Raw genomic sequence first — 20,879 nt, 5'->3', positions numbered from 1 at the left:
GCGCTCCGTCGGCGGCTGCCATCGTCGAAGGCGTGTGGTCGCACGTGAAGAGGTCACTGGCCAACCTCACCAAACCCAGCCTCGACCAGCTGATCGCGTTGGCGAAGACGCAGCTGAAGCGGATGCAGCACCGCCCCCGCCTCATCGAGGGGCTCATCGCCAAGGACAGGCCCGACCTCCGACCGCCGTGACTCTAGCGGCGTACCTTGAACCTCAGGTGCAGCACCCTGTCGCCCTGGACGACCACGTGTGGATCCTCCAGCAGATGCTGCCCGTCGATGCCGCCGAAGTAGCGCCTGCCCGAACCGAACACCACCGGAACCACGTCCATCGCCACCTCGTCCACGAGACCGGCCGCGAGGATCTGGGCACCCGCGTCGCCGGCATTCACGGCGACGATCCGTTCCCCGGCGAGTTCCCGGGCCTTGTCGATCGCGGCCACCGCACCGTCAATGAAATGGTAGGACGCCTCGGGGTGCCACCCCTCGGGCTTGGGCCGATGGGACACCACGACCACGTGATCGCCCGCAGGCGGCTTGCCCTCCCAGCCGTTGACCAGGTCAAACAGGTTGCGGCCCATCACAATCGTGCCGATCGACTCCCACATCGTGCGGACGTAGTCCGCCGACGCGGGGGAGACCTTGATGCCGCTTCCGGCTCCGGAATGGTCGTATTGCTCGCCCCCGCCTACGACGATCGGGACGTCCCCGCTGAAGTACCAGTCGTGAAGGGGCCCGACCTCGCCCTTCTCGTCGGCGATGTAGCCGTCCACCGACACCACGCTGTGCATGATCACCGCGCCCACGGGCCCTCCTCGGAAGCTCTATGCGGGGTTGGGGCAATCCTCTCGCGTCGAGAGGACCCGGGCATGTAAGAAATCAATCGGCCGGCATCGGACCGTAGTCCTGCGGACCTCCCCGCTCGAGGGGGAATCGACGCCACAGGGCCAGGTAGTCCGTCGGAGTGTGGCCGGTGAAATCCTTGAACTCCCTGCTGAAGTGGGCATGATCGAAGTAGCCCGCCGATTGGGCGAGCTCCGACCAGTCGACCGGGCACAGGGCGTCCACGGACACGATCAGCCGCGCAAAGCGGTAGATCCGCGCCATCCGCTTCGGGGTGACACCGACATGAGTCTTGAACAGGTTGGCCAGGTGATTACCACTCACCCCGGCGGCATCGGCCAGCGCACTCACCGGGATCGTGCCGTGCGAGGTCTCCAGACGCCCGCCTGTGTGCTGGACCAGGTCGAGACCGCGCGCCGGGGCCTCGGTTAGTCGCGACCGCAGCTCCTCCTCCAGCACCCGCAAGGTCTCGGTGGCCGACGCGATGTCACCGACCCGGTTTCGAATCCGGTCCACAGAGCGTTGCCAGACGGCATCGACCGGCGCCCACCGGTTACGCAGCTCGGCCACCGGCAGATCGACGAACGGCGACATCCCCCAGGGTTTGAAGTGCACCCCGACGAGCCGCACATGCGTGGGGTACTCGAAGAGGAAGCGCCTGGTCCATACGCCCATGAACCACCCGTCGGTGAACACCGCCGGCGGCACCGAACGGTCTGAGTCCCACAGACGGACGGGCCCGCCCAGGTGAAGGAACAAGTGTGCCGACGGCATCGGCGGGACGTTCATCAGCCGGTGGTGAGGCACCCCGGTCAGACAGTAGATGTCGTCGATGAACCGGTCGAGCGGCGGAGCGGGCACCCGGCCGACGTATTCCATGGCCCCAGTGTGGCCGCCCGAGCGTTCAGTTCGCGAGGGCGGTGTCACCGCTCCTGCCATGGATCGCCCCCTCGGGGCCGTAACCCCAGCCATTGAAGATCTCTAGTCCGCGCAGGTCAGCGGCTCGCGGCGGACTAACTTCCCTGTCAACGGACATGTAGGGTCTCGCGGCTCGTGTCATCCGCTAGGTCTCTGACCTGGGAGTTCTGGAGGAGCCTCACGCCGCGTCGCCGTCGGTTGTCTCAGCTTCCGTGTCATTTCCTCGCGGCCCTCGACGGCCGTCAGAGTGTCGAGAATCGCCTGTCCGATCTTGGCAGCGCGGAGGACTCCGGCCTGGACGGACGATTCAGAGCTGAGTGCCCACGTCGTCTTCCAGCCGGGAGCTTTGGCTGGAGACCGGCACCGTGACCCCCTGGCACTGCTCCGGAAGGCCGGAGCTGCGCCAGACATGGGCGTCGGCCTTGTTGTCCGGGGCGGGACGGGCGGTGGCCACCACTGTGCCAGCGTGCAGTGTGCGGGCTGGCAGCGCGCAAGCGGGCGGGCGATGGCCGGACCGTTGAGTCCGTCCAGCAGGCCAACGCCTCCCGTGGCGAGAACGCCGATGTCCACGAGCTGCCGAAGAAGAAGACCGCGAAGAAGCAGCCGGCCAAGAAGACCACGGCGAAAAAGACCACGAAGAAGACGGCGGCACGCAGGCCCCGCAGCGCCTGATGCCACCCCACCCGGCGATGCGGCGCGACACTGGTGCTGCGCTCCCGCCCCGCGACCACCGAGCCGGGGCGGGAGCGCACGGCTGTGTCATGGGCCGAGTCTCTGGCGCAGGGCTTCACCGCGAGTCGCCGAGTTCACTCGTTGGCGGTGTTCCTCGTGCGCGCACCGCGCAGACCATCCATCGTGGAGGAGACCGGGCCCGGGATGTGTGCCTGGATCTGCTCCCGGAAGGACCCACTCCCGGTGGAAGGTGAACGATCACGGCCACGCCTTGGATGCAAGCGTGCACATGCGTGAATTCAGGAAGGAACCGAATTGTCCAGAAAGTTCGCGATTATCACGGCAATTACCCTCAGTGCTTTCTGCGTTGGTGCAGGAGCTGCCTCCGCCGACACGAACACGGTCGTCACCGGCGGAGACGGCTTCTCGTCATCCACGGTCACCGTCAACGCCCCTCAGCAGGGCCTGATCATCTCGAACGGCACACCCCTCGTCGACCTCCACTGCCTCGGTGCCGGCGCGCCGACCAGCAACTACGCGGCCTGTGAGAAGGCGCCGATCTGACGAATCCGTTGCCGAACTCACCCGATCGAGGGGCAGCCGATCATGTGGGTGGGCAACGCCCCCGACGACTGGTGAGTGCGCGCCCGGGCGGGGTGAGGTGCCCCCTGCCCGGCGCGGAGCCCCGTCAGAGCTGACGCAGTCCGATCAGCACCCTCTCCATCAGTGCCTGGGTCGGGGCATCGTCGGCGTCGGTCGCCGACTCGTGGACGACGATCATCCCGCATTCCGCCATGTCACCGAGGAGGACCTTGGCCACACCCAGCGGCACCGCGACGAGCGCCGCCACCTCGGCCACCGACCTCGGTTCCCGGCACAGGTCGAGCACAGCGCGGTCCCACTGCGTGGCAGCGCGGGGGACGTCGCCCGGATCGGCGGCAGTGACCAGGGTCTCGACCTCGAAGTGGTGGTGCGACCTGGTCCGGCCGCCCGTCCATGCGTAGGCGCGGACGAGTGAGGCCGGTGCTCCTGGCTCCACGCTGCCGGCTTCCCAGGTGGACGGCTGGTAGTCCACCTGGGAAGCCGGCCCGTACGACTCGGGGGCAGGCGGCGGCGAGGCTTCGTTGCTCTCGTCGTATGCCATGTCCTGCGGCGTGCCAGGAGTGCCGGCGGTCTTCCGCCTACGTCGTCCGGTGCCGAAACTGAACGCGTTGAGCACGTCGGCGAAGGTCTGTTCGTCCTCCGCTTGCTGATCTCTTCGAGGGCCGGACGGGCCTTCACCGGTGCTCATGTTCTCCCCGTCCGGCTATCGGGCCGCAGTCTGCTGGAACTGCTGCAATTCGGTACGGAGTTCCGGAGTCAGCATCTCGCCGACCTGGTCGACGAGCACGGTCATCTCATAGGCGATCTGGCCGATTTCGCAGTCCGGAGCTGCCAGGGCAACCAGACACGAGCCGTCTCGGATCGACATCATCAGCATGTTGCCGTGCTCCATCTGGATCACCGTGCGCAGCGCGTTCCCGGTGTCCATACAGTCGGCGGCAGCCTGGATCAGGCTGATGGCACCCGCCGCGATGGTGGAGAGTTGCTCGGCACGATCGTCTGCCAGTTGGTCCGACGTGGTGAGCAGCAGTCCGTCGGCCGAGATCACCACGGCGTGCGCCACATTGGGCACTCGCTCCGTGAAGTTGGTGACCAGCCATCCGAACTGGCTCACCTCCGGGGAGTGGGTTGATGTCATGGGTTCTTCCTGCCCGTCGCCGATGGATTGTGCGTCTGATCGGGCTGCGCCCGACGGATGCCCGACTGGTAGCTGCTGAGGAAGCTGTGGGCGCGGCTGGCGTTCTGGCTCGCAGCTGCTCCGGCCTCGGTGGCGGACCGCTCGGTTCGGGCCGGAGCGGATCGCGTACGCGGAACCCTTTTGGGCAACCCGGCCTGTGTGAGGTCGGCCGACTGGTCAGACTCCTGCGCGGCGTGGAGTGCTTCGGTCGAGGACGACGGGACAGGTGCGGCCTTCTCCGCGGCGCGCGGCACAGGTGCGTCCGTGCTGTTCCCGCCGCTGCGGGCTGCCGTTGCCGTTGCCGATGCGGCGAGTGCGAACCACGGTGGTTCGGCGGCCTTTTGAGGCGCCTCCTTGGCGGCCGGGACGGGCCTCGTCGTACCGGCGGCGGCGAACGGCCGCTGCTGCGGGCGCGAGGCCGCGTCACTGCCGTCCGTCCGGCCGCCGCGCGACCGCGTCGGAAGCGTGGCAGCAGGGCGTTCGGCCAGGGTGCCCGGCTGGTCCCTGCGGGCCGGCGCCTGCGCCGTGACCAGCTTGGCCGGTACCAGAACACGGGCCCGCAGTCCCCTGACGCCCGGCTGCGAGCTCAGGTTGACGGCGATGCCGTGCCGACCGGCCAGGCGACCGACCACGAGCAGCCCAAGCTGCCGGGACGTGGGCGCATCCGTGGCGGCGTCCGTCGCTAGTCGCCGGTTGGCCCTGGCCAGGTCGCTCTCGCTCATCCCGATTCCCCCGTCCTGGATCTCGATCAGCAGTGAGCCGTCGGACTGCCGGGTACCGCCGATGACCACCTGGGTGTGCGGCGGGGAGAACGCGGTGGCATTGTCGAGCAGTTCGGCGACAAGCCGCCCCAGGTCACCGGCTACGTAACCGATCACCTCGACGGGAGGACCGGGCTGAACGAGCACGCGCTGATAGTGCTCGATCTCGGAGACAGCACCCCTCAGCACGGTGTCCAGCGCCGCACCGTGGGAAGGGCGCACCAGAGTGCTGCCGCACAGGACCATCATGTTCTCGTTGTTGCGCCGCATACGCGTCGCCAGGTGATCGACCGTGAAGAGGCTGGCCAGTTGCTCCGAGTCCTCTTCGTGCCGCTCAAGCTGTTCCATCATCAGCAGCAGACGGTCCACCAGGCTTTGGCTGCGCCGGGAGAGGTTGACCAGGGTGTTTCTGAGGTCACCACGCAGCGCGGCCTGCTCCGCCGCCAGGCGCACGGCCTGAGCGTGCACCGTGTCGAACGCCCTGGCGAGCTGACCGAACTCCTCTGTGGTGTGGACCGGCACGACGTCGACCACGGCGTTCGCCTTCCGCCCCTCGCGCATGCTCTCGACGGCGGCGGGCAGCCGGTGTTCCGCCACCTCGAGTGCCGTCGAGCGCAGGACGGTCAGCGACCGCAGCAGATGCCTGCCGATCCCGAGACCGATGGCCAGGGCGAGCAGTAGCACGGCGAAGAGGATGACGGACGCCATGCCCGCGCGGTTGCTCGTCTGGTCCTGCAGCTTGGCCGACGATGTGCGCAGCTTGTGGAGGAAGCCGTCGGACACCTGGTCGACGAGCGTCCCGGTGGTCATCGAGTCGCGGTTCCAGCTGTCGACCGAGACAGGCACCGACGTGGTGGCGTGCTGCTGTGCGCCCGACGCGAGGGGCTCGGCCAGCACGGCGCTCACCACATGCGCACGCCGACTGACGGCGGGCCCGGTGACTGTCCGCTGGTATCCGCTCAGCTCCGTGGAGGTGGCCAGGGTCCGGAAGCCACCGAGCCTGTCCCGCAGGCGTACGTCGGCCTCTTGCAGCGCCTTCATGAGTGTCGGGGTCATCGGATGGCCTCGACCGGCTGCCTGCAGCAGAATCGCGTGCTCAAGGTGGATCTGCTCCTCGGCAGCCTCCAGGTCGTACAACGCGGTCGCCGGCCTGGTGAGTTGGGGGGTGTCGAACCCGCTGACGAGTGCCTGGTCCAGATTGAGCAGCCCCGTGATGATCGTGCCGTAGTCATTGAGCGCGGTCCAGGAGCTGATGCTGCCGGACGTCACCTTTGCGCGCAGGGCGGGCAGGCGGTCCAGGAGGCCGACGGCGTCGCGGTAACGATTCGCCGCAACGCCCGTAAGGGAGACTTCCTGCTTTCTGGTGTTGGTGACGGTGGTCCGGGCGCTGTCGACACTGCGCTTCTGCTGCCGCAGACCGGCGGCGTCGTCGGCAGAGTCGGCACTCAGTCGTTCGACGGACATCGTGCGTTCCATCTGCAGGCCTTCCTGCAGAGTCCGCAGCTCACCACGCATCTTGACCAGGCGTTGCATGTCCGCGTAGGAGCCGGCACGTGTGACGTCGCCATGGATCTGCACGACGCCCAGGCCGACAGCGAGCAGGGCGGGTACGAGCAGCACCGCCGCCAGCTTCACCAGCAGCCGCCAGTTCCGCCACTGCACGAGCGAAGCCCACCGTGACGGCCGTGCTTGACGCGTGGCCGCATGCCTGGCCGCGGTCACGATATGAGCTCCGTATTCGGAACGGCTTGCTCGCAAGTACCTGTCACGATGCTGTTTTCTCCCGGGCTTTCACCTGAGCAGGACGGGGACGCCCGGCAGCACAGGGTGGTGCCGGCAGCGGAGGATTGCATTTCAAAACCAAGGGAAGGTTCGACCAGGGACCCCCAACCTACCCGGCGACGTCGCGGGTGCGCCCAAGGAAACCCATTGTTCAATCTCCCAGTTCTCGGATGCGAACCGATCCCGCATGCTGTGTGCCGATCCGTCAAGTGTTGTGGAATCCAGGCGAGTTTAGGACAGCCAGGCGAACGGCAACAATGCGGCTCCCCACCCCGGGCACGCCGACGAACCAAACCGTTACACACACGTTCTCCACATTCGGTGTGCCGGGTCGGCCGCATCGTGCGTCCATGGTTCGGTCGGTGAATGCTGAGCAAAAAGAAGATCAAGCCGCCTTCAAGTCCCAACCCGTGAGGGCGTTGAATCGTCGAGCGGTTCTCGCGGGCGCGTCCGGACGCCCATCTGAGGTCCGCTACTTACCGCGTGATTCGTGGGGGGGGGGGTGTTGGTTGACGGTGCGTGGTATCTCACTACACTCTCCAGCACCGCGCAGGCGGCTACGGCTTGCTCCTTCGCATCGCTCGCCGCAGGAGCGCCCATGCATCCTCCTGCCCGAATCCCCAGGAAGAGGAACGTGACCGGACCGGCAGGGTCACCCACCTTCGAAGTGTCCGAGCGGCCTGCCGGACGGGAGTTCATCGACCCCCGTCACGGAGGCGGGCCCAACTACCCCGCGATTCAGCAAAGCGAGGAGTTCTCCCGGCTGCGCAGACGGCTTCGGCTGTTCGTCTTCCCGATGAGCGCGCTCTTCTTCTGCTGGTACATGACGTTCGCTCTGCTTTCCGCCTACGCCCACGGGTTCATGAGCCACAAGGTCGCAGGCGAAATCAACACGGGTACCATCCTCGGTCTGACGCAGTTCGCGTCCACGATCGTGATCGTCCTGGCCTATCGGCGTTTCGCCCGGAAGAAGCTTGATCCGGAAGTGGACAGGATTCACGAACTGGCGGGAGTCGACAAGGAATGACACGGCAGATCGCCGCCGGCGCGACCGGCAGCCCCATGCTCAATCTGAGCGTGTTCCTGGTATTTGTCGTCATCACTCTGCTCATCGTCTACAAGGTCACCAACAGAAACCAGACGGCATCCGACTACTACGCTGCGGGCAGCGCCTTCACCGGTGTACAAAACGGCATCGCGATGTCTGGCGACTTCCTCTCCGCGGCTTCCTTCCTGGGAATTTCCGGGGCGATCGCCGTCCATGGTTACGACGGATTCCTCTACTCCGTCGGATGGCTCGTCGCCTGGCTGGTCGCCCTGCTGCTCATCGGTGAGAGACTGCGCAACACCGGGCGATTCACCGTGGGTGACGTGATGGCCTTCCGTATGAAGCAGCGCCCGGTGCGGGCCGCGGCGGCCAACGCCACCCTGGTGATCACGTTCTTCTACATGCTCGCCCAGATGGCCGGCGCCGGTGGGCTGATCGCCTTGCTGCTGGACGTGCACACCAGGGGCGGGCAGGCGCTCCTCATCAGCGGCGTGGGCGTCGTCATGCTCCTCTATGTGCTGGTGGGCGGGATGAAGGGCACGACCTGGGTGCAGATCATCAAAGCCGGCCTGCTCCTGGTCTGCGTGACCTTCATCAGTGTGTTCATCATCGGCAAGTTCGGATTCAACTTCTCGGCGCTCCTGCACCAGGCCACGCAGAACAGCCCATTGGGCGAGCGACTGCTCAATCCGGGCAGCCTTTACGGCCAGAACGCGACGAGCCAACTCGATTTCGTCTCGCTGGCCCTGTCGTTGGTCCTGGGTATCTCCAGCCTGCCGCACGTGCTGATGCGCTTCTATACCGTGCCCAATGCCAAGGAGGCGCGCAGGTCCGTGGTGTGGTGCTCCTGGTCGATGTTCACGTTCTACTTGGGAATCCTGGTCGTCGGTTACGGTGCCACCGCCCTGGTCGGTTCCGACGCGATTGTTCACGCACCAGGCGGTGAGAACTCCGCGGCGCCTCTGCTCGCCTTCCGTATCGGCGGAGTTGTGCTCCTGGGAGTCGTCTCAGCGGTGGCCTTCGCGACGATCCTGGCTGTCGTGGCCGGTCTGACCCTGGCCGCTTCGGCTTCCTTCGCCCATGACGTCTACGCCAACGTGATACGGCGCGGTAAGGCCGATCCCCGGTCCGAGATACGGGTGGCCCGCCTGACAGCGATCGTGATCGGTCTCCTGGCCATCATCGGCGGCATCGTGGCCGACGGCCAGAACGTCGCCTTCCTCGTGTCTCTGGCCCTGGCGCTCGCCGCCTCAGCCAACCTGCCGACGATGCTCTACACGCTGTACTGGAAACGCTTCAACACCTCGGGCACGCTGTGGAGCATTTACGGCGGTCTGGTGTCCTGCCTCGTGCTCATCGTCTTCTCGCCGGCGGTCTCGGGTACCTCCACGTCGATCATCAAGAACGTCGACTTCCACTGCTTCCCACTCATGAATCCCGGCATCGTGTCGATTCCGCTCTCGTTCGTGTGCGGATACCTCGGCACCGTGTTCAGCAGGCGCCCCGCGGATCCTGACAAGCATGCGGAGATGGAGGTCCGGGCGCTGACCGGAATCGGTGCCCAGCTGTAGCCGATCGCGGCGACGCGCCGAGAGCACGGTGCCACCGTACGGTTCCGCTTCGGCGTCGATGGTGCCGACGCCGAAGCAAGTGGGCCCCTGAACTCGCGGACAGGTGCGCCTGGTTCTGGACCTCGCCGTCCCGCCGTAGGGCACAGGCCCACGCGCTCTCGGGCGGCCGCGCGATCCCGGCCTCGCTGGGAAGCGGCCGTCCGCCGGGTGCGGCGATAGGCCGTGACCCCGCTCCGCCATCCAGCCCTGGCTTCCCGCCAGTCGACTTGCGGGCTCGGTTCCAGCAGCTGACCTTCGCGTGCGCCAGAGGTCTCCGATTGCTGCTGGCCTGGCTCATGTCGCGTCCGTTCTTTCGGTGGACTTGCGCGACAAAGCCGGGCGCCGGCGGGCGCTACGGTCTCAGGTCGATCGTGCGTACCGGCTGCCCTGTCGTCCGGGCGATGGTGTCGAAGCCGCGGTCGTGGTGGAGCAGGGTGAGCCCCGCCTCTGCGACGGCAGCGGCGACGAGGAGACCGACCGGGTCTGCGCTGCGGTGTTCGCCCTTCGCGGTGAGCTGCTCCTGAACCACGCGGGAGCGGCGGTAGATGCCACCGGGCATCGGACACCACACGCAGTGGGCGTCGAGCGCTTCCTTCAATCGTGCGCGGGACTTGGCCGAGCGGGCGGAGTGGAGGACCTCGAGTTCCGTGATGCCGGCAGACCACGACGAGGGCGGCGCCGATCTGTCGTCCCAGTCTGCTGTGTTCTGGCCGAGCAGGACGCGGGCGAGGCTGCGGTTGACCCAGTAGGGGCGGCAGCGCAATTCGCAACGGCCTCGCACAACGTCACCCTGCCGTTCGCCCGGAACGCCGGCGGACCGACGGACTACACGATCTGTTACGGCCAGCCGCGCGACCAGACCACCAACGTCCATCAGATAGCGATGGCGGCGGTCCACTACCAGCCGCTCAACTTCCTCCGCTTGTACGACGTACCGTCGAAACACTCCAACACCGCCAACTGGCCCGGCCTGCAATGGTTTGACGCCCTCTTCACCACCTGGGACGAGAACCGAACCCTCCACGGCTCGATCGGCCAGTTCATCACGGTCGCGCGCCGGCAGGGCACCACCTGGTACCTGCGCGCGATGACCGACGAGTCGGCCCGGACGCTGTCGCTCCCGCTGTCCTTCCTCGGCAGCGGCAACTGGACGGCGACGGTGTACGCCGACGGCACGCCCGGCACCAGCGCCTACCAGAAGCCCGTCGTGGTGAGTACCCCGACCGTCACCTCGGCGACCGTGCTCAGCGTGGCCATGGCCCCCTCCGGCGGCCATGCGGTGGTGCTGATGCCGAGCTGACGCCGGGCGCGGGTGGTTCGGTCGGGCGGGGCAAATGATCCACAAAGGATTGTTGGGCAAGGCTTGTCCGGTGTGCGGGCGGGTGGCGGGTGTGCGCTGCCTAGCCTTGCCGTGCAACGTCCGAGCAAGTGGGGGAGTGGATGGGAACGAGTCGGCGGATGGTGCTGGCGACTTTGGCGGGGGGAGCCCTGGCCGGCTGTACCGCACCGACGAGGGCTGCCAAGCCGGAGACGGCCGCTTCCGCCTCCCCCTCGGCCCACCGCTCCTCCGCTGCCCCGTCGCCCGCGGTGACGGTCAGGCCGGCCCGGTTGCCCGCGGCCACCCGCGCCGAGATGGTCGCCCGTTACGGGCACGCCGTGCCTCACACCTGGGGCTTCGACGCGCCCGGCGTGGTGCACAGGCTGCCCGGGCGCCAGGGGATCGCGCTGACCTTCGACGCCTGCGGCGGCCGGGGCGGCAGCGGCTACGACCGTGCCCTGATCGACTTCCTGCGCAGGCGGGAGATACCGGCGACCCTGTTCGTCAACTCGCGTTGGATCGACGCCAATCCGGCCGTCTTCCGCCGACTGGCCGCCGAGCCGCTGTTCGAGATCGCCAACCACGGCACCCGCCACCTCCCCCTCTCCGTCACCGGCCGCTCCGCCTACGGCATCCCCGGCACCCGCAGCGCCGCCGAGGTCTACGACGAGATCGCCGGCAACCGGGCGAGGCTGACCGACCTGCTGGGCAGCCCGCCGCGTTTCTTCCGCTCCGGCACCGCGTACTGCGACGACGTCGCGGCCAGGATCGTCACCGCCCTGGGCGAGCGGTTCGTCAGCTTCTCGGTCAACGGTGACGCCGGGGCCACCTTCAGCCCCGAGCAGGTCCGTACAACCGTCGGGGCCGCGCCCGCCGGCTCCATAGTCATCTGCCACATGAACCACCCCGAGGGCGGCACGGCCCGGGGCGTCGCCGCCGCCGTACCCCGGCTGCTGGCTTCTGGCCATAGGTTCGTACGGCTCTCGGATTCACTGCACTGACTGGGCGTTTGGTCCGGTGATTCGTGTTTGGTCCCGGGTCAGGTTCCGCGCCAGTTCAGGGTGGCTACGCCGGTGAGTCTGCGGGCCATGAGGTCGATCATCGCGAGGTGGGTCATGGCTTCGGAGCGGGGCGGGTGGCGTTCGTAGTCGCGGGCGAGGCGTCGGTGGTGCATGAGCCAGCCGATGCTGCGCTCGATGGTCCACCGTCTCGGGATGATCGTGAACCCGCGGGCGCCGGCACCAGGCGCCTGAGCAGTCCGGTGAGCCGCTCGAAGACGCCGTCCCGCTGCCGCTTCGCGAAGTAGCCGTACACCGTGGCCCAGGGGGCGAAGTCGTGGGCCGGATAGCGCCAGGGGATGCCCGTGCGGTCCACGTACAGGATCGCGTTCATGATCTGCCGCAGGTCGTGCTCGGGCGGGCGACCGATGTCCAGGCCGCGCCCGCGCCGCTCGGCCCGCCATGCCTCACGGACCGGTGCGATCAGTTCCCAGCGTTCCTCGGACAGGTCGCTGGGGTAGCCGCCGTGCGGGGTCATGTTTCCGATGTACTGGACTACGGCCTGCTCGGCCAGCGGGCAAACGGCAGACTTGCGGAATCGCAGGGAGGCCGTGCTCGCTTCCTGTCGCCGGTCAGTGTGGACGGGGCCCGGTAGTATGCCGGGCCGCAGCCCCGTCCGCATCCGAACGGTCAGCCGTTCCCCATCGCCTGGGTGACCGTTGGCCGTAGCGCCTCGTATCGCTCCGGGAGCCCGCCCAGCAGCCAGTGTTCCAGCGTTCTCCCGGAGTCCGCCAGGACGCTGTCACCGGTGGCGACCAGGCCGCCGAAGATCCGGTAGGTTTGGGCGCCGTCGGTGACCACGAAGCCGCGATAGCCCAGGCCGGGCGGGGTGGCCGGAGGGGCAGTCGTCGGGGCCAGGTCTGCCACCAGCCCGCGGAAGGTCCTGCTCGTCTCGTCGTCCAGTCGCCAGCGCGGGTTGGGTCGGCCGCTGTACAGGTCCAGTTCGACGATCACATCGGTCTCCGGCGGGCTCCGATACCCCATCAGTGAGGGCAGCTCAGTTGATGACCACGGACTTGCCCGCGTAGAAGTAGCGGCAGAAGTCGGTGTAGCCGCCGCGGTCGCAGGTCTCGGGGTTGGTGATCAGCGCTCCGCTGTTGTCGTAGTTGCGGGCCGCGGTGGCTCCCGGCTTGTGTCCCCAGAAGTCACCCTTGTGTTCCCGGTACCAGTGGTAGTCCCAGCCGGGCCAGACGACCAGTGCCATGAGCCGGCGCGGGTACTCCGAGTCCGGGAGGCAGTGGTACCGGTACACCAGCCCGTCGGCGAGCGCTGCCTGGGTGACGTTGGAGCAGGCCATGGTGCTGGTCTGGGCGCCGTGTGCGCGGCCGGGCTGGGCGAAGGTGTCGGTGCGGTAGTTACGAGCGTAGTTGTAGCAGTTGTTGTACGGCTGTACCTCCGGTCGGTTCCAGTAGTCCGGGTTGAACTGGCTCACCTCGTACGTGCAGGTCTCCGCGACATCCTTCTCCTGTCTGCTGGACCGTTCCGCGGGCTGCGAAGGAGCCTTCATGGCGCGGTTCCAGGCGGGCGGATTCTCCAGGAAGGTGTCGAGCTGCTCCAGAACGAAGTCCTGGGTCTGCGAGCCGATCGGGGTAAGAGCGTGCTCGGCCAGCGTGACATCACGGTACTGGTCCATGGTGGCGATGAGCCGGCGGGCCAACTCCCCGGAACTCGACGGATCGGCCGCGGCGATGGTGCCGAGCGCGAATGCCTGCGGCAGTCGCTCGGGCCAGGCAAGTTGGTCGTCGGCAGCTGTGGTGACCACCACCTCCCGGTAGCCCAGACCGTCGTATCCGGCACCAGGCAGCCCGATCGCGTCGCCGGCCTCCTGGGCGGCGGTTTCCAGCAGTGTGCGAGTGGCATCCTCATCGGTGACGACCCAGGTGGGGTTGGGCCGGCCACTGAAGATCTGGACGGTTACCTGAAGCATGGCGCTGACCTCCGGCGCAGATGGCGGTGTCGAGCCCCTATGGCACATACCGCCCAAGGCCCCCTGGTCTGAGTCTCATCTCTGGTGATCGCGCCAGCGCCTGGGAAGGTCCGTTCGGATGAGGGTGGCCGGCGCCCTCCGGCCGTGCTACGGATTGCAGAGTTCGTCCACCGCTTCCTGCCAGTCCTTCTGCTTCTTTCTTGCCTCCAGCCAGTTGTCCCGGGCTTGGTCGACCTTGGCCTTCTGAGCCTCGATCGCCGCCTCGTCCGGCGGCTGTGCGGCTTCCAGCTCGTGGAGCTTGTGCTCGGCGTCGTTCAGCTCCTTCAGCCTGCGAGCTGTCTCCAGTTTGGCCTTCGCGAGGCCGGCCTTGGCGTGCTCGCAGATTGGCAGTGGTGAGCTAGACATCTGTTCTCCTCGGGGAACCCGCTCGACGTACGGAGCTGGATCGGGTGCCGGCCGCGTGCCACGTATGAACGGGACCCGGCCGCCCGCCGTCCGACAAGCTATTACCGGTCCCGCTCCAGGCCGTGGAACCCGCCCACGCGCGAGAAGAGGTTGCGCTGTTCGGCGGACGCACTCGGGACCGCGGTGCGGCACTTACTACGAATTCTTCGCCTCCCGTATGGCCGTCCGGCTCCTTCGCTTGCGAACGCATTAGCGCTTGCAATAGCAAATGATGACGCGAGGGTCAAGAAGGGTCACATCGCGTAAATTGACTGGTCAACCAGCAGAGTTGCGGCGCCAGATGGCGCTCGTGGTCCGGTTGACACCATCGCGGATGCGACGCCTACTGGAATCAGGGGCGTTCTGCGGATGGAGATCGACACGGCGCTCGAAAGCCCCCGCGGCACACCGAATGCGCCCGCGTCCGAGTGCGCCCGTGACGGCGCAGACCCGTCAATCCTGGTGCTACGACAGCCCGCGGCCCCGAGAGACGAGCCGCCCCGTGCGAACCCACAGCGCTGCGCGGGAGCGGCGGACCGTCTCTTCCCGGTCCGGGGCGGAACAAGAGGAACACCATGAGCCGACAGCTCAGCCCCGAACGCTCCGGGGCCTCCGGCGACGTCCGCGAGCGGACGCGGAGGCAGGTCCGTGAGGGCCTGGAGGACTCGGGGATCGACTCGTTCGACGCGCTGGTCGACCGCCTGGCGGAAGTCGACCCACCGATCCTCCACGAGGACGCCGTCATGATGATTGGCGGCATCCGGGCCGAAGGCGAGTCGCCCCCACCGAAACCGCACCAGCCGCCCGAGATACCTGTGGTGCTGGACGGCGAGACCAACGAGCCCAGTGTGGTCCGTGAGTTCGACGGGCAGGAGCTGTACTCGACGCCCGGTGTCAACGCCCAGGGCGACCCCGTGCTGTACAGCTTCACGACGCTCGAAGCGCTCCACGACCACCTGGTCGGCGCGCGGCACAGCGACATCGGCACCACCAACCCGGATTCGCTGTCCGAGCTCTCGTACTACTACGAAGACGACGACCTCGGCGGGGACTGGCTGCAGAACGGCCCGGGACGCGCCTGGCGGGATCTGCGCAGGGTCCGCAGAGGCTTCCTCGGTACGGGTGACTGGAACGACATCATCTCGTCGGTCAACTGGTGCCGGTGGCACATCACGCTCTGGGACACCCCCGGATACCGCGGCTCCCGGCTCGAGATCCCTGGCGGGAACACGCGCTACCACCTCAGCCAGTACGGCTGGAACGACTGCACGTCCTCGACCGCCAACTGGGGACGGCGGTTCTGACCGCCTGAGGGCAAGACCCGCACAAGGAGGCAACCCATGTCGATCATGTCGGACCCCACAACGCTGGACGGGATGGTGCGGCCGGCCAAGAGGAATGACCTCGAAGGGCTGACGCCGACCCACAGGGCGGAGCAGAGCGGCGCCACGGAGGCAGTGCTCGTGGAGCCGGAGGCCGAGGACATGGTTCAGCTCAGGGCTCGTGTGGCGCGACTCGAAGCACAGGCCCTGCCGCGGCCGGCCGATCAGGCCGCAGCGACCATGGTCAGCGGGCGCTTCCGCAGCACGGGAGCCGGAACTCAGCTCGAACTGCGAGTGGACGTGGACGGCCCGCGGCCGCTGATGCGGATCAGCGGAGACTTCTTCCAGACCAGTGGGGCGACCACCAACTACGTCGGTTCCTTCGTCGTGGAGACGCTCACCGCCGCCGTCACCGAGGGGCTGGTGAAGCTCACCGGACGAGGGAGGTTCAGTTTCCCCGTCCTGTCCTCGCACGTGGAGGTGAGCATTGTCCGGGGCACGGATGTGGCACACACGCCGGGCGAGGCCACCGTGCAGTTCTCCACCGACGGCGGGAGCCCCAGCGCGAGTTACCTGTGCGCGTTCGTCTCACCGCACTTCCGCAGCGTCCAGCTCGAACAGGACTCCGTGACAGGGACCGTCCCGTTCGTCTCGTACGACACCGGGTCCCTGGCGCAGCCGCCGTCGAGCCCGGCACGTGTCCTGAGCGTGCCCGCCGCGTACGCGGAGGCGGGGATCGAGGTGCAGATCGCCGGGGCTCCCGATGTCGTCCCCGCCGGTGCCGCGGGCGCCGACGCACGGTGGAACGACGCGGAGTTGCACAACGCCATGGTCAACCATTTCAGCCTCTGGCGGGATGTCCCCCGGTGGCAGGTGTGGCAGCTGGTGGCCTCCTCGTACGTCGAGGACGGTGTCCGGGGCATCATGTTCGATGCCGGCGGAGCCTTCCAGAGACAGGGCTGCGCGGTGTTCCACGACGCGATCAAGGGCGAGGACCCGGCCAGCCAGCGTGCGCAGTTGCGTACGTACGTCCACGAACTCGGTCACGCCTTCAACCTGCTGCACTCGTGGCAGAAGGACCTGGCCGAACCGCCTCAACCGCTCGGGCCCAACGGAGGTCTCGGGGACCTGTCCTGGATGAACTACGTGCAGAACTTCCAGCCGCCGCCACCAGCACCGGGTGGCACGGCCGCTTACTGGGCCGCGTTCCCCTTCCAGTTCACCGACAGTGAACTCGTGCATCTGCGGCACGGCTTCCACCGTGACGTGATCATGGGCGGCAACCCGTTCGGTGTCGGTGCGGCCGAGGTCGACGTGGACCTCTTCGACGACCCGGTCGTCGACAACTCCGGCCTGGCCCTGGAACTGCGGTCCAACAGAACGTTCCGGTTCGGCGAGCCGGTCGTGGTCGAGATCAAGCTGGCCACCACCGACCTGCGCGGCCGCAGCACACATGGCCGACTGCACCCCAACGACGGATTCGTCACCGTCGCCATCCGCACCCCTTCGGGCGAGACCAGGACCTACCGGCCGCCACTGATCCGCTGCGCGGATCACGAGCACCGGACGGTCCTGGACGCCGACCGGCCGGCGATCTACGAGAGTGCCTACGTCGGTTACGGCAAGGACGGCTTCTACTTCCAGCAGCCCGGCCAGTACCAACTGCGGGCCCAGTACAACGCTTCGGACGGTTCCCGGGTGGTCTCCGGCATCCACCGGCTCACGGTCCGCAGGCCGCTGACCGAGGCCGACGAGGATGTCGCCGAGTTGATGATGTCCGGCGATGAGCAGGGCACGCTCTTCTACCTGCTCGGCTCCCGCGCCGAGAGCCTCGAGTCCGGGAACCGGGCCCTCGATCAGGTGCTGGACCAGTACGCTGAGCACCCGCTCGCCGTCTACCCACGCATGGTCAAGGGCTTCGGCGTCTCAAGGGACTTCAAGGACCTCACCCCCGGCAAGGAGCTCCGCATCCGCCACGCCAACACCGAGGAGAGCATCGGGCAGCTCGGCAAGGTGGTGGAATCCTCGGCCGGTGACGAGGGGGTCGACAACATCACTCTCGGCCAGGTGATGCGGCGGCTGGCACGGGTGGAGGCCAAAGCGGGCAATCCGCAACGGGCGACACAGGTGATGGACGAGATGGTGGAGATCTTCGACCGCAAGAACCTCAAGCCCCACGTCATGCGGGACATCCGGTCGGAGGCGGAACGGACCAAGGAAGAGATCACCCGCCGGTAGCCATGTCTCGCCCCTTCCCCTCCCACAGCACGGGCGGCGGCCAGGCGGCCGTCGCCCTCCGCATGGTCCTGCGTGCGCCGACGGGTCCGCACCCCGTCGGCGAACCGTTGCCCATCGAAGTGGAACTGCGCAACATCAGTGACGCGGCGGTGTGGGTCGTCGGCGTACTCGACGGTTCCGAGGCGGGAATGCGTTTCCCTCACTTTCGCACGGCGGTCCTGCACGGCGGACGTACCGTGTACCGACCACTCGTCGAGGACCCCCTCGTAGGTCCCCTGCTACGGTCACACTTCCGTCGGCTCCGCCCAGGCGAGAGCTTTGACCCCAGCGCCGGTCGAGACGACGGCTACTTCCCCTTGTCCGTCTTCACCCAGTTCCGGCCTGTGGAAAGGGGCCCGTATCAGTATCGGCTGACTTTCTCCAGCGAGAGCGCCCGTCCTGAGCAGTGGTTCGGACGCTTCGGGCAACGCGCCGACGAACAGGACCTCCTGATCGACCTGATCAGCCGCGTCCCTCGCGGCGTTCTCACCGCCATGGTCGATGTGACGGTGAGCTGACCGCTGAATACATGGTCCCTGAACACATGGAACTGGCGGACACGAGCTTCGGTGAGCAGGAAGCAGACGCCAGAGCAGCGACACGCCGCCAACCACGATCAACATGCGGGCTTCCCCCCACACCTTGCTGCCCAGGACGCCTGGGCAGGACGTTGTCCCGGGTAGCTGTCGTTGCTGGCCTGGTAGAGGGCGAAGCCCCAGGCGTGCGGCACACCGGTGAAGCGCATGCGGCACAGCGGCGCGCTGTCCCCGCCGGGCAGTTCGGCTGCCACGTATGCGAATCCGGCGCAGAAGCGGACCGTGATGGCCTCCATCCTGAAGCACATCGCCGCCAGCAAGCCGGTCGGGGAGGTCGTGCGCGCGGATGAGGCCCGCTCCGTCCAGGGCGGGCACCATCGCAGCAGAGGCGTCGTGACTGTCTCCTTGTTCTGAGCACTTGCTGTCGTCGGCAGGCGTCAGTTGTCGAATGGTCCTGGCCGACGGCCGGGTTTGGACAGGGGGGCCACGTGTTGTGAGGGGCGGGAGGATGGGCGGGTGCTGTCCCAGCTCCGGGGTCTGACTCATGAGACATCTGACGGGGGTGTCTTGATCACACAGTGTCGGCCGTTGGTCGGGGATGGTGCGTTGTCGGTATCGGGCTGACGGGGTGTGTCTCGATAGGGGCCTGCCGATCAACGATGAGTCATCACGATTCTGACCACCCGACGCGGCCCGGTGCCGGCAACGCGATGAGCCGAGGGCCGGAAGGTGAACGAGCACGTCCAGTAAGTCTCTTGTCCCGCGTGTGCGCCGTCGACGGTCGGCGGGGGAGGTGGTGCTGGGCGTGGACACGCACCGGGATGTTCACGTGGCTGCAGTGCTCGGTGCTCGGCACCGGCGAGTTCCCGGCCACTACGGCTGGCAACCGCGCCCTGCTGAAGTGGGCCAGAGGGCTGGGTGTGGTGGGACGCGCACCTCCTGGAGGTCTCACGTGCTCGCCCAGGCATGCATCCCCGTGGCACGTCCACGCCCTCCAACGCACCACGGCCAACCCGGCCGAGGCCCTGTCGGTACCCGCGCGGATGGAATGGACCAGATTACGGACCCCGCCGAACCCTTTCCCGTATAGATCGTTGTCGTAGGTATGACGGTACGACGACGTGGCGGGAGCGGGGTGTGGTGAACGAGGCCACGGCAGAAGGCAGCCTCTGGAGGCATCCTGGCTTCGTCCGATACTGGAGCGCGAACGCTGTCGACTTCGTGGGCAGCGGTGTCACTCAGGTGGCCATTCCGCTGATCGCGGTGGTGGCGCTGCACGCCTCTGTCTGGCAGGTCGCGCTGTTGTCGTTCGCGCAGAAACTTCCGCCCTTGCTGGTGTCGCTCCCCGCCGGTGTGCTCGCGGACCGGTACCGCAAGCGTCCGGTGATGGTGGGCGCGGCGCTGGTCGGCGGTGTCGCGTTTCTCATCGTCCCGCTTGCTTGCGAATTGGGCTGGCTGTCTTTGGGGCTGTTGTACGGGGTGGCCCTGGTGGGCGCGGTTTCGGAGGTGTTCGGCTCCACCGCTCGTATCAGCTTCCTTCCCTCGCTGCTGCCCCGTTCGCGGCTGCTGGAGGCCAACTCCAAGCTGGGCGGTGTCAATTCGCTGGCCGACAGTGCCGGCGCTCAGCTCGGCGGTGTTTTGATCACTGTTCTGGGAGCTGCCCCTGCCATCTACCTGGACGTTGCTTCCTACCTGGCCTGTGCCCTCTTCCTCTTTTGTATCCGCACCACCGAACCGGCGGTGGCCCGGCCCACAAGGAACGCGACCTTCCGGGCCGAGATCGCCGAGGGAATGCATGGCTTTCCTCACCACGCTGTGGTCTCTTTACGTGCTGCGCCACCTTCACTATTCGGGTGTGGCATTGGGTACGACGTTGAGCGTGGCCGCGCTCGGCGGGTTCTGCGGCGCCTTCCTCGTCCGCCCGGTGGTCGCGCGGTATGGACCGGTGCGCGTCATGCTCACCTCCCTGGCCCTCGCCCCGTTCACCGAGGTGCCGCTCCTGCTCGCCACGCCCGGTCGCCCGTGGCAAGTGGTCGTCGGTTTGGGGATGTTCGTCCAGTTGGGATGCGCGGTCGTCCAGGGTTCCACCCAGCGCACCGTCCGTCAGGCCGCCTGTGACCCCGCGCTGCAGGGCCGCATGCTCGCCACGAGTCGCTGGGTCGTTTACGGTTCCCAGCCGGTGGCCGCCCTCCTCGCCGGCGCCGCCGGGACCTGGCTCGGGCTGTGGAACGGCCTAGCTGTCGGCACCCTCGCCTTGGTCATCCCATTCCTCGTACTGCGATCTTCCTCGCTCCCCAGCGAGCCTGACGGCGCCGCCGTCCCTCGAAGAAGCTCATCGGACACGTGTGTGTCCGCAAAAGGAAAGTGATGCTGCATGAGCCCTGGAAGAATTCCGGGCCATTTCACCGCGACGGGTCAGGACGTCGCCTGCGTTCATGAGTCAGGCGTGGGACAGTTCATCCTCGAACGGACTCCGGACGGCGTCTATGCGAGCATGACCCTCCCCGGCCTGGCAATCGGCACGGTCGGCGGTGGCACCCACCTCCCCACGCAACAGGAACTCCTGGAAGTGATGGGCTGCACG

General features: G+C 67.3%; 20 protein-coding genes and 4 pseudogenes. 13 read left to right on the top strand and 11 right to left on the bottom strand.

What is annotated here, in order from left to right; all coding sequences use genetic code 11:
• Positions 1-23 precede the first annotated feature (23 nt).
• Positions 24-191 (top strand): annotated as a pseudogene (locus IH68_RS57470) (IS630 family transposase); the annotation flags it as partial.
• Positions 192-193: 2 nt separating this feature from the next.
• Here IH68_RS57470 and IH68_RS0144255 read toward each other — a convergent pair.
• From IH68_RS0144255 to IH68_RS60010, 3 genes and pseudogenes are all read right to left on the bottom strand, one after another.
• Positions 194-805 carry a dihydrofolate reductase family protein gene (locus IH68_RS0144255; protein ID WP_030948128.1) on the bottom strand — a complete coding sequence of 204 codons (612 nt, stop codon included), beginning with the start codon at positions 803-805 and terminating at the stop codon, positions 194-196.
• A gap of 73 nt (positions 806-878) precedes the next feature.
• On the bottom strand, positions 879-1,721 hold the full coding sequence (locus tag IH68_RS0144250) for a helix-turn-helix domain-containing protein (protein ID WP_030948126.1): 843 nt from the start codon (positions 1,719-1,721) through the stop codon (positions 879-881).
• 400 nt (positions 1,722-2,121) lie between these two features.
• Positions 2,122-2,217, bottom strand: a pseudogene (locus IH68_RS60010) (IS5/IS1182 family transposase); the annotation flags it as partial.
• A gap of 14 nt (positions 2,218-2,231) precedes the next feature.
• Here IH68_RS60010 and IH68_RS0144240 point away from each other — a divergent pair.
• Complete coding sequence (locus IH68_RS0144240) at positions 2,232-2,432, top strand: hypothetical protein (protein ID WP_030948123.1); 201 nt, start codon at positions 2,232-2,234, stop codon at positions 2,430-2,432.
• Between the two features lie 315 nt (positions 2,433-2,747).
• The gene (locus IH68_RS0144235; RefSeq protein WP_037886276.1) at positions 2,748-2,996 is read left to right on the top strand and encodes a hypothetical protein; all 249 of its coding nucleotides are present in this window, start codon (positions 2,748-2,750) and stop codon (positions 2,994-2,996) included.
• Between the two features lie 124 nt (positions 2,997-3,120).
• Here the strand turns inward: IH68_RS0144235 and IH68_RS0144230 are convergent, their stop codons facing one another.
• Genes IH68_RS0144230 through IH68_RS0144220 form a run of 3 tightly spaced genes read right to left on the bottom strand, consistent with a single transcriptional unit; the run spans position 3,121 to position 6,635 of the window.
• Entirely contained in the window at positions 3,121-3,723 is a 603-nt protein-coding gene (locus IH68_RS0144230) for a DUF742 domain-containing protein (RefSeq protein WP_030948116.1), read from the bottom strand.
• Positions 3,724-3,738: 15 nt separating this feature from the next.
• Positions 3,739-4,173, bottom strand: coding sequence for a roadblock/LC7 domain-containing protein (locus tag IH68_RS0144225; RefSeq protein WP_030948113.1), 435 nt, complete (start codon positions 4,171-4,173; stop codon positions 3,739-3,741).
• Positions 4,170-6,635 carry a nitrate- and nitrite sensing domain-containing protein gene (locus tag IH68_RS0144220; protein ID WP_051834034.1) on the bottom strand — a complete coding sequence of 822 codons (2,466 nt, stop codon included), beginning with the start codon at positions 6,633-6,635 and terminating at the stop codon, positions 4,170-4,172. The genes IH68_RS0144225 and IH68_RS0144220 overlap by 4 nt, the downstream gene beginning before the upstream one ends.
• Before the next feature lie 754 nt (positions 6,636-7,389).
• On the opposite strand from IH68_RS0144220, the gene IH68_RS0144215 reads away from it, so the two are divergent.
• A complete protein-coding gene (locus IH68_RS0144215; protein WP_234341786.1) occupies positions 7,390-7,782 on the top strand; it encodes a DUF485 domain-containing protein in 393 nt (130 codons plus the stop codon).
• Positions 7,779-9,374 (top strand): cation acetate symporter, encoded by a 1,596-nt coding sequence (locus IH68_RS0144210; RefSeq protein WP_030948103.1) that lies wholly within the window; start codon positions 7,779-7,781, stop codon positions 9,372-9,374. The genes IH68_RS0144215 and IH68_RS0144210 overlap by 4 nt, the downstream gene beginning before the upstream one ends.
• A gap of 391 nt (positions 9,375-9,765) precedes the next feature.
• Here the strand turns inward: IH68_RS0144210 and IH68_RS55885 are convergent, their stop codons facing one another.
• Positions 9,766-10,194: a VapC toxin family PIN domain ribonuclease gene (locus IH68_RS55885; RefSeq protein ID WP_234341785.1), complete on the bottom strand. Its 429-nt coding sequence runs from the start codon at positions 10,192-10,194 to the stop codon at positions 9,766-9,768.
• Between the two features lie 102 nt (positions 10,195-10,296).
• Here IH68_RS55885 and IH68_RS57465 point away from each other — a divergent pair, with 102 nt between their 5' ends.
• Both IH68_RS57465 and IH68_RS0144195 read left to right on the top strand, forming a co-directional pair.
• On the top strand, positions 10,297-10,713 hold the full coding sequence (locus IH68_RS57465) for a glycoside hydrolase family 97 C-terminal domain-containing protein (protein ID WP_030948098.1): 417 nt from the start codon (positions 10,297-10,299) through the stop codon (positions 10,711-10,713).
• Between the two features lie 140 nt (positions 10,714-10,853).
• A complete protein-coding gene (locus IH68_RS0144195) occupies positions 10,854-11,732 on the top strand; it encodes a polysaccharide deacetylase family protein (RefSeq protein ID WP_030948096.1) in 879 nt (292 codons plus the stop codon).
• A 38-nt stretch (positions 11,733-11,770) separates the two neighbouring features.
• Here IH68_RS0144195 and IH68_RS50855 read toward each other — a convergent pair.
• From IH68_RS50855 to IH68_RS0144175, 4 genes and pseudogenes are all read right to left on the bottom strand, one after another.
• A pseudogene (locus tag IH68_RS50855) lies at positions 11,771-12,267 on the bottom strand (transposase).
• A gap of 152 nt (positions 12,268-12,419) precedes the next feature.
• The gene (locus IH68_RS0144185; protein ID WP_051834032.1) at positions 12,420-12,773 is read right to left on the bottom strand and encodes a hypothetical protein; all 354 of its coding nucleotides are present in this window, start codon (positions 12,771-12,773) and stop codon (positions 12,420-12,422) included.
• A gap of 13 nt (positions 12,774-12,786) precedes the next feature.
• Positions 12,787-13,716, bottom strand: coding sequence for a hypothetical protein (locus IH68_RS0144180; protein ID WP_030948091.1), 930 nt, complete (start codon positions 13,714-13,716; stop codon positions 12,787-12,789).
• 147 nt (positions 13,717-13,863) lie between these two features.
• Positions 13,864-14,121 (bottom strand): hypothetical protein, encoded by a 258-nt coding sequence (locus IH68_RS0144175; RefSeq protein WP_030948088.1) that lies wholly within the window; start codon positions 14,119-14,121, stop codon positions 13,864-13,866.
• A 614-nt stretch (positions 14,122-14,735) separates the two neighbouring features.
• On the opposite strand from IH68_RS0144175, the gene IH68_RS0144170 reads away from it, so the two are divergent.
• The 6 genes and pseudogenes from IH68_RS0144170 to IH68_RS58740 all read left to right on the top strand — a co-directional run.
• Positions 14,736-15,464, top strand: coding sequence for a hypothetical protein (locus tag IH68_RS0144170; protein ID WP_030948085.1), 729 nt, complete (start codon positions 14,736-14,738; stop codon positions 15,462-15,464).
• Between the two features lie 36 nt (positions 15,465-15,500).
• A complete protein-coding gene (locus IH68_RS0144165) occupies positions 15,501-17,720 on the top strand; it encodes a hypothetical protein (protein WP_030948081.1) in 2,220 nt (739 codons plus the stop codon).
• A gap of 62 nt (positions 17,721-17,782) precedes the next feature.
• Positions 17,783-18,277, top strand: a complete 495-nt coding sequence (locus IH68_RS0144160) for a hypothetical protein (RefSeq protein ID WP_159403841.1) — start codon at positions 17,783-17,785, stop codon at positions 18,275-18,277.
• Positions 18,278-18,502: 225 nt separating this feature from the next.
• Positions 18,503-18,709 (top strand): hypothetical protein, encoded by a 207-nt coding sequence (locus tag IH68_RS0144155; RefSeq protein WP_030948076.1) that lies wholly within the window; start codon positions 18,503-18,505, stop codon positions 18,707-18,709.
• Positions 18,710-19,432: 723 nt separating this feature from the next.
• A complete protein-coding gene (locus IH68_RS54435; RefSeq protein WP_159403839.1) occupies positions 19,433-20,413 on the top strand; it encodes an MFS transporter in 981 nt (326 codons plus the stop codon).
• A gap of 256 nt (positions 20,414-20,669) precedes the next feature.
• A pseudogene (locus IH68_RS58740) lies at positions 20,670-20,870 on the top strand (hypothetical protein); the annotation flags it as partial.
• Positions 20,871-20,879 lie beyond the last annotated feature (9 nt).

The sequence above is a fragment of the Streptomyces sp. NRRL S-646 genome (assembly GCF_000720765.1).
In the GTDB taxonomy this organism is placed as follows: Bacteria; Actinomycetota; Actinomycetes; order Streptomycetales; family Streptomycetaceae; genus Streptomyces.
Note: the sequence above shows the minus strand (reverse complement) of the source record. Positions and strands in the feature narration are given on the sequence as shown.

Excerpts from the sequence above, each read along its gene's own strand:
- IH68_RS0144210 (WP_030948103.1), top strand. The coding sequence starts at position 7,779 with ATGACACGGCAGATCGCCGCCGGCGCGACCGGCAGCCCCATGCTCAAT.
- IH68_RS0144155 (WP_030948076.1), top strand. The coding sequence starts at position 18,503 with ATGCGGCACAGCGGCGCGCTGTCCCCGCCGGGCAGTTCGGCTGCCACG.
- IH68_RS0144195 (WP_030948096.1), top strand. The coding sequence starts at position 10,854 with ATGGGAACGAGTCGGCGGATGGTGCTGGCGACTTTGGCGGGGGGAGCC.
- IH68_RS57465 (WP_030948098.1), top strand. The coding sequence starts at position 10,297 with ATGGCGGCGGTCCACTACCAGCCGCTCAACTTCCTCCGCTTGTACGAC.
- IH68_RS0144175 (WP_030948088.1), bottom strand. The coding sequence starts at position 14,121 with ATGTCTAGCTCACCACTGCCAATCTGCGAGCACGCCAAGGCCGGCCTC.
- IH68_RS0144250 (WP_030948126.1), bottom strand. The coding sequence starts at position 1,721 with ATGGAATACGTCGGCCGGGTGCCCGCTCCGCCGCTCGACCGGTTCATC.
- IH68_RS0144165 (WP_030948081.1), top strand. The coding sequence starts at position 15,501 with ATGTCGATCATGTCGGACCCCACAACGCTGGACGGGATGGTGCGGCCG.
- IH68_RS0144180 (WP_030948091.1), bottom strand. The coding sequence starts at position 13,716 with ATGCTTCAGGTAACCGTCCAGATCTTCAGTGGCCGGCCCAACCCCACC.
- IH68_RS0144160 (WP_159403841.1), top strand. The coding sequence starts at position 17,783 with ATGGTCCTGCGTGCGCCGACGGGTCCGCACCCCGTCGGCGAACCGTTG.
- IH68_RS0144185 (WP_051834032.1), bottom strand. The coding sequence starts at position 12,773 with ATGGGGTATCGGAGCCCGCCGGAGACCGATGTGATCGTCGAACTGGAC.
- IH68_RS0144170 (WP_030948085.1), top strand. The coding sequence starts at position 14,736 with ATGAGCCGACAGCTCAGCCCCGAACGCTCCGGGGCCTCCGGCGACGTC.
- IH68_RS0144230 (WP_030948116.1), bottom strand. The coding sequence starts at position 3,723 with ATGAGCACCGGTGAAGGCCCGTCCGGCCCTCGAAGAGATCAGCAAGCG.
- IH68_RS0144225 (WP_030948113.1), bottom strand. The coding sequence starts at position 4,173 with ATGACATCAACCCACTCCCCGGAGGTGAGCCAGTTCGGATGGCTGGTC.